This window comes from bacterium, from assembly GCA_021108215.1.
Taxonomy (GTDB): domain Bacteria; phylum Oederibacteriota; class JAAXVQ01; order JAAXVQ01; family JAUVAV01; genus JAIORK01.
In genome coordinates this window covers 25,132-39,876 of the sequence record JAIORK010000012.1, presented here as the reverse complement: position 1 = coordinate 39,876, position 14,745 = coordinate 25,132, and the positions used below count along the sequence as shown (strand labels likewise).

Annotated in this window: 2 protein-coding genes (1 of these 2 only partly in view); both read right to left on the bottom strand. The window is 49.3% G+C overall.

Features of this window, described 5'->3' with window-relative positions; genetic code table 11:
* Positions 1–25: 25 nt before the first annotated feature.
* Positions 26–3,061: an ATP-binding protein gene (locus K8S19_02235; protein ID MCD4812503.1), complete on the bottom strand. Its 3,036-nt coding sequence runs from the start codon at positions 3,059–3,061 to the stop codon at positions 26–28.
* On the bottom strand, positions 3,022–14,745 hold the end of the coding sequence (locus K8S19_02230; protein MCD4812502.1) for a rhomboid family intramembrane serine protease. 16,056 nt of this gene lie beyond the right edge of the window; the window shows 11,724 of its 27,780 coding nt (coding positions 16,057–27,780); its start codon lies beyond the right edge, outside the window — the gene reads right to left on this strand; it ends in the stop codon at positions 3,022–3,024. The genes K8S19_02235 and K8S19_02230 overlap by 40 nt, the downstream gene beginning before the upstream one ends.

Here is a 14,745-nt window from a genome sequence, read left to right as displayed (position 1 = left end):
TAGTGCAAGTGATACCTACTATTGACTAGGCGGCGCCGGCCGGTGATGTGCGGATCCGCTTGGGCGCAAATGGTTTTTTAAACACTTCTCTAATTTTATAGGGCATGGGCCTGAGCAGATCAAGCAGCGTCCCGGCCGTGTGCCTGTAACTCAGCACCTCCACCGGAACATAAAGCACCGGTTTATTGGGTGCTGTCAGTTTTCTGCGCAATCCGGTCCATTCGGCAACGGGGGCACTCTTGATGGCACGCATATTCCTGACCAATTGTGAGAAGTATTGCAACTCAACACTTCTCTGCCGGACATTGTTGACCCGGCTGATCCATTGAATGACTGTCTTGGTAAAATGCAACCGCGTCCGGTGGTTGGGATTACGTGACATCGTATGATAGGCGCGGGCAATTGCCGTGGTCTGATCTTGCAGCATCTCCGCCAATTGTGCACTGCGGTCCAGGTCGGCATGCTGCCGAGCCAATTCAGCCTGCACCCGGTTCAAATATCCTGTTGGAGTGAGCATCTGTAGTCCGCGGTGCAGCCATCTGCCGAGGCGGGCCGGTTGGCGTTCTCCCCATTGCCAAAATCCGACACGCACCTGGTTTGCCATGCGCTGAGCCAGTGTGGTGCGATAATACTGTGCGCTGCGGTAACGCAGCATGTGCCGGAGCAATTCAAAAGCCATTTTCTGCCGCCATTGCATCAGTCTGGATTGCTTGTTATCAGATGTGAGTGCCGCCAGCAATGGTTGGTATACAGCCAATGCAACACGGCCATCCGGTAATTCCCGGTACTTTCCGGCGACAACGTCCATCAAACCGGCTTGACCCAAAAAGGTCTCTTCAACAATCATGTCAGGTCGAAAAGCTTGCGACTCAATATCATTGTGAGGGAAATAGCGCCGTTTCATTGTATTAAAAAAACGTCCTGCATTTTCATGATTTATTTGATTCACAGCGACTCTTAATTTCATTACCAGCGCGATACGATCCAGCACAGAAAATCCGAAAGAGAGTATCAGCATCCACATCAACCGCGGTAAACGCCAGCGTTGGAGCAAACGCGAGGGCCGGATCAACAGACCTTCATTCATACGAATACCGGATTTTGTGTGTAAAATATTTTCTTCTCTAAATTCTTCCGGAAGCGTTTTTATCTTCGTACTTGTACTTATCCCCTCCGGGATGTTTTTTTGTTCTGGAATAACTTTACGGTAATCAGCACTAAATCGGATGCGGAGTTTGAAAGCCATCACGCGGAAAGATTCGAGGATCTGGGCAAAATAGTAATACAGGGGCATAAAAGGATTAAGATAAATCGCACGATCACTTTTGCCCGCAACCCGCATCTGCTCCTGAGCCAATACATGCGGCAACAGCAGCATGCGCAGCAAACGGTTCACACCCTGCAACGCGGCCAATCCAATCTGTTGCATCCGTGTGGGCGCGCTTCGCCAGTTGATATCCTGAACCAGCCACTTGGCAAAATAAACCGTGTCCGAGGTGGTTTGCGCAAAACGCCTGTCAATCTGATCCAGCATCTCAAAATCAACCTGCCGATCAAATTGGAGACTGATTTGTTCTTGCAGCAGCTGATTCACCACCAACCGTCCAGGTCGAATAAAACGACGGCTCAGGTTGATCACTTCAGCACCTAATAAACCACTGATGCTGCGCGTCCCAAAGAGCAGGACACCTGTGCTGAATATCGCCAGCCATCCCTGGGCAAACCAACCGCCATTGCCTTGCAGTAATAACGCGGCATACCCCAACGTCAGCGCGGTCCACCCGGTAAACGCCAGGATATTCGTCATCAAATCAAAACGTTTCCCAATCTTTTTTTCAATAAACCTGAATTGGGCGGCATTTTGATTCAATATATTATACCCATTTTTCTTCAAAAAAGCCTGGGTACGATCCCATTCCTCTGCCATTCCCGGATCCTGAGATTTAATAAAACTCACTTCCCGGACAGTAGATTGTTTATAAAGCAACCCTGATTCCTTAATTATCTTGAGCAGCAGATCTGAAACATTTTGCGTTCTTTCGGGTTGGCGATGTGCCGGATAGACGGTAAATTTAAGTGAACACGATTCGGACTTCTCATTGTAGCGCTGGATATTGGCATGGCCTATCACTTCGCCTGATTTCCGGTCACGAATGGAGAGAATATGCTCCTCGTGTGAAACATATTTAACTTTAAAAGCCGTGATAGTTAAATCCTGTGTGCGAAACTGCCAAAAAATATTATCAGCTAATACATTTTGCACTTCACCCCGCTCTATCCCAATCTGCATATCGTGCCTGCGTAATGCCTGCTGCATGGCCGTAATGATTTCATCCGCCTTCTGATGTTGAAACTGAAGTTCTTCGAAATCAACTGATAGGTCATCCAACCGTTGCTGCACAGCAACTTGCGGTTCGACTTTTTCTACAAGTAGCATTGCCGCCTTTTCAGCTGCCAGCACCTTATCCATGGCTTCCCCGGTCTCAGCTGCGGTTTCCCCGACAAACATGGTTTTTAAGACATCCGAATGAATTTCCTGCAAACGCGCATGATGCTGTTGGGCCACCGGCGAAATATCTGTAACAACTGCCGGGGTCAGGGTTACTTTGAATACCGTTCCCTGACCGAACGTTGATTCACCGTGAAGATGCATGCCGAATTTATCCAGTATCCGGCGCAGAGTGAACATACCCAATCCCTGGCCCATACCTTCAGTGACGCCCCGTTCAAAAAGACGTTCCGCCACTTCCGGCGCAATGCCGTCACCTTGGTCTTCGACTTCAAAACCATCTTCAGTAAACCGTACCACCACACGCGTCTGAGCCAGATAGGCTTCGCGCAATTCCTCCGGCATGGCGGCGGCTTTGCGGCTAATGGCGCGCTGCGCATTGGTGATCAGATTTTTCAAAACCAATATCAGTATCCGGCCGTGATCACCTTGCACCAGATGTTCTGTCGTAAGGATTTTTCGAGTAGGTTCCAAAATCTCAACATCCACGGAATGTTCCAAAGCAGTGGTGCTCACAATATGCAGATGTTCCCGGGCCAGCACATAAAGCATGCGCCCTCATCCAGATCGAAAATTTCCGCTGACGAGAGATTTTCCGCCAAAAAGATATACCGGGGATAAAGCAGCAGCAACCCTTCCCGAATATCCTTTGTCTGCTCCTGCTCCGCACTCACCGGATCACGTAAGCCTGTATAAAAATCTTTATAGTCATCCTTCACCGCAGTGACTGTCCGTGACAATTCCCGAAAAGCAATTGCCAAACCGACTTGGGTAAGCACTTGAAACTCAGCCTGCGAGTGCCTGTCTTTCTCTAAAAAGGTCGTATAAACTTCGATCAAGTCTTGCTGATATTTTTTTCCTCCCGCTTTCAAAAGTTCAATATGCTTGCGCACCAATTCAACCTGCCCGGCTTTGACCGCTTCATTGGCCGCTATTTCACCTTGGGTATCGGCAATTTCCTGATAAACCTGCCGTTTTGCCTCATAAACAATATCCATAATCATTCCCAAATCCTGCGCCCATGCCATTTGGATTGAATCGATCAACTGCTTGATTTTTAGATAATTCGGAAGATGTGACAATTTCTCCGCAATTGTCACAATCATACTTTGATTAATAATATTTCCAAAATCATGACCAAATTCTTCCAAACGTTGCGGCAGACGGCTTAAATCAAGCCTGAATTCCGGGTAATTGGCATACGCCAGCGCAGGCTGTTTACCCAGCATATTTAAAAAAACCGCCATGCGGGTCGCATCGGCCGCATCCTGGAGCGCTCTCCAATCAGGTGTGTTGCCGCTTGCCTGCATGTGATCAATCCATGCCTCAATTTGTTTTTGAGTCCAAATTTTCCCAACAGCAATTTTCCGCAAAGGTGCGCGATCAATCAGAACATCCGGCAGATCACCCATCGTGCGTATCACCCGGCGCAAATGACGGTTGCTCATCTGTACTTCCGACCAAAACACCTGAATCTCTTCCACCACCAGACCGAGTACCGGGATTTTTTGCCACCAGACACGGTGCGACTTTGCACTTTTAGCCATCAGCAAATGATTGATTTCATGGGCCACCACCCGCAGACGGCGTTGGGGTGTCAAGGATTTAACATTTTCATGGAATGCCAGTTCATGCCTGGCAGTATCGTAATAAGATCCAGTGCCTGCCCACAACAGCATCCGCCAGGGCGACGTCGTAAGGGTGTGCAATTTCAGTTTTTGAATATCTTCGGGAAGCTCATTTGTTTGCCCATTGATCCAGGGCAGCCACTGCGATGGCAGCGGCACTTTGAGCCTTATACCCTGCAGCTTGCGCAAGTCATTGCGCAAATCCGGCAACCCATATGGCTCCTCCGCTTTTTTTAAATAATTGCGCATAGTCGGAAGCCGGTAAGCAAAGTATGGAACTGCCAGCATGGAAATCCCGGTGCCCCAGCCCAAGCCGGTATGAACCCCGGTGAGCAGTAACACGGCATCAATGGCAATCCCGGCAAAAGCCATTCCGGCACCCAGATTAAAAATAGGTCGTTTATTCCGGTTGCGGAAAACTTCCCGGATTTTGTCCCTTTGTGAAGCCCGGCGCCATAATTTAAATTTTTTCAATAATTCAGGCCACCCCACAATAAAAAACAAAGTCCCGAACAACAGGCCGCCCAGATGGGTCCAGTGGCTGATAAAAGGCAGCAAACCGGTTGCAATGGCGGCAATGGAAATACCGCCGAAAATCATACCCAAATACTTGGCTTTGACTTTGACCGGGATAATAAAAAACAAAAATAATTTCACAACCCGATTGGCAAAAAGAATACTGTAGGCGGCCAAAAGGCCAAAAAGCGCTCCCGAGGCGCCTACAATCAGACTGGGATTCCCGGTCAACCAGGGAATCAGCGCACCCACGAGTCCGGCTCCGATACCGCTAAAGAAATAAAGCAGGTAAAACATACGTTGACCGATCCGTTCCTCAACCTCCGCACCCACCTGCCATAAAAAGAGCATATTAATCGCGAAATGGATCAAACTGCCATGCAAAAACATGTGGGTTACCAGCTGCCAGACTGCACCGGCTTCAAACAAGGCGGTACTGGAAAGAATCATGGTGTTAAACCAAGGCGATCCGGTCAGGGTCATTTGCAGAATAAATACAATTGCCGTGAGCAGCAAGAGCTTACCGCGTGCCGTATTTTTTATTATTTTCCCAAACTGCATCTTTCCTTTTTGGTCCAGGGGCTTAACTTTTGACACCCGTGCATGCGCCACCTCCCGTTCCAGCCAAAGAATGAACTCGGCACGCAACACCTGCACTTCCTCAACCAACCAGGCCAGACCGGGAACTTTTTTCCACCATTTTCCCAAGTCACGCGCTTGGCGGTCCCACAAGTAATGGTTCATTTCGTGGGCCACCACATTGAGCCGCCGCATTTCCGGTAAAGATTTGATGTTTTTGTGAAATGCCAGTTCATTTTTTCCCGGATTAAAATAAGAGCTGATCCCGCCCAGCAATACCATGCGCACCGGAGACAAATGTAATGTTTTAAGTTTTATTTTGGCGACATCGTCCGGCACCACATCCGTGTCGCCATTCACCCAGGGCATCCAATGACCGGGCAATGAGAACCCGCGGGGATATAATTGCAGCAGGTGTAAATCCTGCCTGAGATCTTCCAGTCCATACGCGCTTTCGGCAGGTTTGAAGTAATCCAGCATAAGCGGCAATCGATAAAGAAAATATGGCAGTAACACCAAGCTTATGCCGGTCCCGAAACTGAAACCTGCGTCAAATCCTATTGCAGCGGCAACGGCATCAAGCAGGAACCCGCTGAACACCACAAAAAAACCATAATAAAAAATAGGGCGCTTGGCAGTATCTTTGACCGGTACTGCGGCTTTGGTGACCACGGTCATAACTTCTTGTGAAGCATAAGAAACTTTTTCCAACGCATTTGATTGCGGATAATCATCCGGTATTTCAACCGGATGTACGCTAAGCGTCTCATCGGTTGAGACGAGCTGATAAAGTTTCTCCACTGTATTGGCGACAAAATCTCCTTCTTCGGTCGCTGCAAAAGTTACCAGCAGCACACCACCCGGTTTAAGCAGGCGCAATGCGTTGTCAAGCAGGTCGCGGTCCACGATATTATTTATACTGACAATATCCAGGGATGCTTCCGCGATCCCGGCCTTTGCCAATTCACTTAACGATTGGGCATCAATCGGCGTGACACGCAGTTGCCCGGAAACCGCCCGGTCAATAATACCGTTATCAACACTAACGCTTTTTTCCACCTGTATACCCAGTTGTGCCAGACGCTGTGTAAGATTTTGTCCGAATTCCGCCTTGGGGCCGGACCCCAGATCAACAATACGAATGGTCTTGCGGCTGCCAAAGCGATACTGCAAAAAGGCATCGAACGACTGCCGCATGGCCTCCGAAACAGTGGCAAAGACCGGGGTTTCCGCCTGTTTGACCGGACGGATTAGCCGGGCAATCTGCCGGTTCAGCCGTTCAACAAAATCATCATTGCTAAGAATCATTTCCGCAACATCAGCCCGTTTATCCGTCACCAGTTTAATACCGGCATGATCATGAATCACCAGAGCATTCTCATCCATGAGATCGGCACCCAACAAGCGTTGCTCTATATTTTTCAGCGCATGATACGTGGTGTGTCCAAACGTCACCGTCTGAACCCCGTAAAAATCCAGAAACGTCTGCAATTTCGCAGAATCAATATTTTCCTGATCATCGCGCAGCATATCTATCCAACCTGCATCACGCACCCAGACCAATTCCTCCATCTCGGTAAGCAGAACCAAAAGCTCGCCGCGTTCATCGGCATTTAAGGTGATGTTTTCTTTAAGCGAATCCTGGAGCCGCCTCAACACTTCCTGCGACTGCTGCAACTGTCGGGGTGAGAGAACCGGTTCCCCATTGGGGTGCAGCGGCATGCCGGCATGCACATTAAGCGAACCGCGTTCATCCTTATGATACAGGCGGCTGTTCATAAGCACCCAACGGGCCGCCTGATAAGCACGCATGATTTCTTTATCACCCATCATCATTTTAATGTAAGCTGCCAATTCCTCAGGCACCGATTTTCCCGCCACATGGTATTGCATGGCCCGCTCAATTTGTGCCAAGTCACCGGAACGTACCTGAAGCTCCTCTAAAAATTCCCGGCCGCCATTGCCATACCATTTCAAAAAATAATAAACCTCGCCCAAGAGCAACGCCCGGATGAGCATAAATTCATGATTACCCAGGATCATGACAAAGCGGTCACCCAATTCCCGTTTCAGGCGCTGCAGGGTACGCAATGTCTCCTGATTGCGCCTGCCGCGATCAAAGGCGTCCCCGTGAAAAATAATTTCATCCAGTTCCCCTGCCTTCACCTTGGCGTCCGCAAGCTCCAAAGCAGCCGGATCACTGTGCAGATCAAAGACGTGCCCGACGCGGGCAAACCGTTTATTGGCAATACGGTCACGCAGCGTCTCCAAATCATTAACTTGGCGCTGCGCTTCTGCGGACAAAACCGGTACGTCCACTGATTGCAACCGGGCTGTTTCCGCTTGATCAATGACCGGCACACTTGCCATGGCCTGATCAAATTTTGCCTGGTCCCTGACCACCAGCGATTCCCCGACATAAACCGGCCGGAAGGAAGCATCTTTTTGTTCTGCATAGGTATTCTGTACATCCATATCCTCTGTCACAAGTTCTTGAAATTGCTCCAGAAATGATTTGTTTTCAATATAAACCAGCAGCTCTTTTTCCGGTTTTCCTTCCACTGACATTCGGGTTTCAACTTTGATCCATGCTGCAGGCTGCGCGGTATCCTTTTGCGGACCAAAACCATATTCCTGCTGGAGAAAATCAAGTAAAAGGAGATTCATCATGCTTGGATGGGTCTGTCGAACACGCGGGGATTCAGTAAAATAGGCATTCAAGAGCGGGCGTAACAAACCTTGTTCCCGAAGCGCAGGTGTGATATAGGTCCCGCGTATACCCCGTCCGGCAATCCCCGGCAGGGGCATGCTGTATACCATAAGATCCACCCATTCATCACCCTGATTATTTTTCAGCACCAAACCCAGACCGGTATCCGGACGAAGCTTTCCGCGTACTGTCTCAATTTGACGTCCCCGCGCTTGAAAGGTAAATTGGTCGCCATTGATCCCAACCTGATCTTCCCCGGACATCGGCGCAGTTGCAACTGATTGTTTGGCTGATAAAAAACGGATAGCAAAACCGACCAGGCGCTGCCAGACAGTTTGACGCGGCTGATCCGCCGACCGGACCTGTGCCTGTAACAGCACACTGCTGATAATGCGCAGAGCGCTCTTCTGCGCTGCCTGAGGAATATACGTCTCCTTAAACGTATTAAAATAGATGCGGCCTTTTTCGCCTATTTCACGGGCAAGCACCGGATCATCTAAAAATTTCTTAAGAACCCAACCCTCAAATACACGGGCTGCATCCGCATCCTGCAATCCCTGCCAGGCATCACGGTTGTATTCCCATTGTTTTCCAAAAAACAGCACCGGTTTACCTTGGACCGCCGGCTCAAAAACATTCCGGTCATGACCGACAACGGCAACATCCCCGGCACCATAAAAAGCCGGTAGTTCGCCGACACTCTCCAAAACCAAAATATTTTTCCCGGTCATATCCGGAAAAGCCTCATCAGCAGACCGTCTGACCAGGCCTTGGTGACCTTCCAGAATATCCAGCGGAGTCTCAGGATAATCCACTGAATCATGGCGCAGCCCTGCGATAACCACCGGACGTTCAGCAATCGGCAGATCGCCATAGAGTGTATTATATTCAGCCATAAATACATCAAGTTCACGGCGTGCGGGCGACCCAAGCACAATTACCTGCCTGCCATCCAGCCGCATATCCGCCCGGATTTTATCAATCACCGCTGTCGGCACTTCTTCGGAAACACCGTATTTCAATGGCGTATAATCCATGGTCAAACAGCGGGCATCGCCTTTTTCAAAAGGTGTGGCTACAAACTGATTGTCGCGGAATGTCAAAGCGATTGTCTGTTTATCCACAACCGCCTGCGCTTCTTTTTGCCATTGCGGCAATTCACGCGCAGCCAAACCACGCATACCTGATTCGCGTTCCTCATTAATGCCGACAATGCCGTCTTTAGGCAGAAGATGCAGCGCACGCACCAAGCCCTGAAAAGCATGCGCCGAAGCGGTTTCGTAAAGATTCAATTTGAGTTTCATGCCGGTTGCCCGCAGCAGCGCCGGGACCAACTGGACAACATCGCCTGTTGTGATCCACGAAGTGTCCATACTCACCAAACCCTGACGTACTGATTTCCGGAACCAGTCAAGAATCAGGGAAGCGCTCTGATATTTATCCGGATCTGCCAGTAAATAATTAAGCCAGTTGACTTTTTTCGCAATGGCAATGGTCTCATCACTTAGCAGACCGGTTAGCAGCATCCGGGCGCGATTCATTGCCAGATAGTCAAGCCCCGCCTGTGTGATTCTGCCATAAGCCTCTGTCAGCGTGGGATCTTCAACTGCTTGAGGTATCACACGCAGCAACCGGGCCACCTCCTCGGCTGGAAACAGTTCCGGATTTTTCAAGACTTGTTGCAAAGAACTCCGGGCGATCATCAGTGATGTCAGATCAAGCGCTCCCTCATCCTGTGCCCAGGCTGCTTGCACCTGCTCCAAGGCCCGGCCCGGTTGATTTGCCTGAAAGGCATCGGCAATCATCACATCATAATCAGGCAAACTGCTCGGTTTGTCTTCTTCCCAAACCGATACAGACAGTCTGCGCGGTTCGGCCAGTACAACACGCACTTCCTCCACCAGCCATGCCATTCCGGGAATGGCAGTCCACCAGGTACGCGCAACCGGTTGTGTTTCTGAAATAAGCAGATGGGTCACTTCATGTGCCACCACCCGCAGGCGGGCCGGGGTGGAAAGCGCGAGTAGATTTTCATGCAATCCCATTTCATGATTTCGAGGATTATAATATGAAGAAATCCCCCCCAACAAGAGCAGACGCCAGGGTGTGATTTTCAGACTGCGGATTTTTAATTGCTGCAAAACAGCCGGCACTTCTGCGGTACGGCCATCCAACCACCCGGACCACTCATCCGGCAACGGCACCTTGAGGCGTACACCCTGCAATTTACGCAAATCGTCGCGCAAATCCCGCAGAGCGTACGGTTGCACCGCCTGACGGAAATAACCCCAGACCATGGGCAAACGGTAGGCGAAATAGGCAACTGTCATTAAAAACAGACCGGCGCCCCATGCGATATCAAAATGACTGCCGCCTGCCACCAGTAAAATTTCCAGCACAACTGCCAACGCTGTCGGCAGCAGGCCCAAAACCGCAATCGTCTTATTCGTGCCAAAAGGTTCCTTCCCCGCTTGTTCCCGGGCCTCACGTTCCGCTAAAACTGCTGAGACAAAAGCAGATTCCGGAAATCCGGCCATTATTTTCAAACCTGAAGGTTCAACACTGTGATCCAGTTCCAAAGCATTCATCGCAAGCCCGCGGATAATCTCGTCTTTGGTCAGCGTCACACCGCCCATCGCAAGCTTTGTATCATCTTCCAAAATAGCGGCGATGGCAGGTATCTGTTTGCCTTTCCTGCCTGTTTTAACTGCAAAGATAAGTTCCTTTTTCTCCAAATCGACCGGTTCTAATTCCAGCCGCCCGTCACGCAAACGCTTGGGCACGACCTGTCCCATCACAATACTGCGGTAAGCTTCAAACAGCGTAAGCATCTCAGCCTGCCGGGCAAGTTTGCGCCGTTCCCGCTCACTCTTGCTGACTTTAACTTTTTTCCCTTTTTTCTTTTTGGGCAATACTTTTTTCTGAACACCTTTTTCCCCGGCCGGCTGTATCGCCTCAGCCACCGCAATGCGCTCCAAAGCATTCTCCCGCATAAATGCCAGCACCTCATCCGCCATGGTCTGACGCTCATCAATCATGTCTTCCACAAAATCGACAATGCTCAATCCCACCACATGACGGGCCAGCACTTTATTTTCAAAACTCCAGACCATCCGCCCTTGCGCAATAGCGCGATAAGATTCCCGGCGGTGATTGGCAAACCCAAAGGGCGCAATTGCCGCCCTCACGAGGGCCGCATCTTCACTCACTGATCCGCGGATGCTGCCGTTGCGAATATCTTCCAAAGGTGATTCCGTAAATGTCTTTAAAAATTCATCCGCACTTGCCAACCGGGTTTGTCTGATCTCTTCGGCATAGTCTTTGGCATCCATCCCCGCCACACGCACACCATAACCGCTGTCGGTAATGACCGGGACCAGACGACCGGACCTTATATGCCGGACCGTCTCAAAAGCATTCGGACGTGTTTCTGATTGAATCACTTGACCGTCTTTGTCCATCAAATCAATAAATATGACACCGGTCTCCGGCAGCGGACTTAGCAGCAAGCGTTCGAGGGCTTTCCGGTTTTTCTCAATTAAGCTAAAAAACAATTGCGGTTTGCCCACCACCCCGGCTTTTTTTACACCGTTTTGTTCCGAAAACACCAGCCGGCCCTCGCGCAGATACCGGTCCACCTCTTCCACCGTCGGCCATACATTGTCGGAAATCTGTTTTTCCTGCGCAGTGCTCCGGACCAGGTATATCTGACCGGGTTGCACGGTTTTAGCATAGTCATCCGCCGCCTGACTTCGGGCAGCCGTCACTTCGGCCATATATTCAGCAGTACCCATATCAACCACATAAACCTCTAGCCGATTGGTTTTTTCATTCATCCGCCAATTAAGTTTACCTTGCGTCAATCCGGCAATGGTTTCAACAATATTGGGACGATTAAAACCCGTAAAAACTTCACGTCCGGTATCACTCTCCAAATCAATATAAAGTGGATTAGCGGGGAGTGCTTTTTCAAAAGCCGCCACCAACTCAGTCCGCGATTTTTGCAAAGCAGCATAATAGTCCTGTACAGTCATGCCGGTTAAACGAAGTCGGATCTCACCATCGGCCTGCAGGCGGTATGTCAAGTGTCCCGCGCGTATCCCTTGCGCCACCTCCGCTGTATTGGGAAGACCCAGTCGGAAAAATTCAGGAATCGCCGCTGCTTCCGATTCGGTCATATCAAAGCCCATCTGAATCACTTCATCTTCCCTGAATTCATCCAGGAAATCCTGGGCCAGACGAATGCGCTGCTTAAGAATGGTTTCCATATAGATTTCCGCAGAAATACCTACAGCACGAAGTTCTATCCGCCCGCTTTCAGGATCATAGACCGTTGTAATGCCGCCGTTTTCAATCCCCTCAATAATTTCATCCATATTCAACAGCGATACTTCGTCCGCCAATCCTTCCAGTGCCGCCAGGTGAATGCCTTGATCAGACATCCAATCATAGAGTTCCGCAGCCTTGGCTGCCCGATCATCTTCAAAACGATTGATAAAATCCTGTACACTGCCTTTTTTGGGCTGAACCACTACCCGGTCATTCAAAAGGCGCCAGCTCCACTCCCCATTTTTGATCAATTGACCGGCTTCTTCACTGTTCAAACGCACAGACGACTCTATTGTTTCATCAAAATCCACCCATACCTGCCCGGGCTGCAAAGCCTTCCGGAACTGCCTGGCCTGATAGGCCTGATTCCTTAAACGTCTGTCCTCAGTTGTGACGGTCTTCCCGCCGCCCCGGCGCTTCCCTTTGGCCATCATCACAATGGACGGCTGCCATAACCAATCCGGAAATACAACACGTATTCCAGGCATTACTTGCGCAAAACGCTGTGTTAAATAATTATCCCAATTAGTTATTATCCCGGTAGCAATTAACAATACTGTTCCCACAACCAGGGGATTGCCGGTAACAATCGCTGCTGCTAAACTAATGCCGGTTAGCGCACCTAAAACACTTAACTGATTACTAAGTTGTAGTTGATTTTTTAAATATGGAGCCAGCCAGTTGACTGTATAATGCAGGGCAACTCCGCCAAGGCTAAGCGGCGAAATTCCTAATCCCATGCCCGCCAAAGCAATAATACCTGCCAGTATTCCATCACCCAGGGGTGGCGCACGCAGCCCTACAGGAACCTCGCGTCCTAATATTTTATAAACCAAACCGCCCAGCATCTGAATAAAATGCATGCCTACAAACGCCAGCCAACCGGTCTGGTCAGCAGTTATTCCACTGGCATCAAATCCCAGACTCGCAGCTGCCCAAATTACCAAAGGAGCCAGCACTACTGTGCCCACCCGGGCGGAAATATAATTCTCCGCTATTCCGGCCACCCAACGATCATAGGTTTCAGGTTGTATGCCAAGTTTGACAAAAACAGCCCTGAACCAGGGCATAATCCCGCCGCCTAACACTTTCCCTGTCGTTACTCCATCCATTTCCGAATCCGGGAGCAATGCTTGCAATTGTTCAATTTGTCTGTCGATCCGCTTAATATACTGTTTATTATCCAGTATCAACTCGAATTTTTGCGGTGTTTCGGCATAAGTTGATTTTATACCTTCATAATCATGAATGAGCGCGCGTTGTTTCCACGTATCTCCGCCGAACAGACGCTTAGCAACATCACGAAATTCTTTATAATACATATGTCCAAAAATAATAATTTGTACACCAAACGCGTCTAATAAACTCTGGAGCTTTTTCTCATCAAGCGTTTTAGAGCTATCCACAAGTTTTCCCAACCAGTCTTCATCACGCACTTCAAATATTTCATTGGCTTCTGTTAAAATCCGAGCCAGAGTAGCATGTTGCTGTTCGTCTAAAGATGGCTTTTTATTGAATTCCGCCTGCAGTTCCGTCAATTCCTTTTGCAGACTATTTAAGGTGGTAAAATCAATCAGTGGTTGAGCATCATCATCCAAAGGAATACCGGCATGAACATTCAAAGCACCCCGCTCATCAACATTATATATCCCGGCATTTTGCAGCATCCAGTGCGCCACTTGTCTGGCTTGCGAAAAGCTTCTTTCTTCCTCCAGCACAAAATAAAGGCGGTGCTCCATCCCTTTGTCAACAGGTCTGTTTTGGCGGACAGCAGCCGCAGCTTTGCTGATCTCTTTTAAAATATCCGATTTAACACCTATTTCTTTCATGAATTCTTTGCCGCCGATTCTGTACCATTCCACCAATGCCGCGACGTCATTCAAAAGTAATGCTCGAAGCATGGCCACATCATGGTTGCCTAAGAGGATGATGCAATTGTCTCCCAATTGTTCTTTTAGCTTTTTCAACAAAGCAAACGTTGCCCGATTGTTACGAGCGCGATCAAAGCTGTCTCCGTGAATAATGACTTCGTCAATCATGCCTAATTCAACACGGGACATGATTTCTTCCAATATCTTTGGCTCGGAATGTACGTCGAAAACATGGGCCGCTCGTTTAAATTGTTTGCCGGCAATTCCGGCGCGTAAAGTCTGCAACTTATCCAAGAGTGCTTTTATTTTTTCTACGTCGGATATGGCAGCAACTGTATCTTTTTTGGCACGAATAGCGGTAATATCTCCGGTCGTAAAAACCAATTCCCCGAACATCGCCATCACCGAGTAGCGGTTATCCAGGAATCGAAGCTCGCTGTATGTCGCGCCGGCTTCCTGTGCATCCAGAAAATTTTGCATGGCCAAGGCAGAAGCCACATGCCCCACATTGGAATACCCGCTTTCACGGCGCGCCACTATAACACCGGGTTTGTCGGCAATCACCGCTGCATGACTTAAAAAAACCGGAAAAACAATTTCACC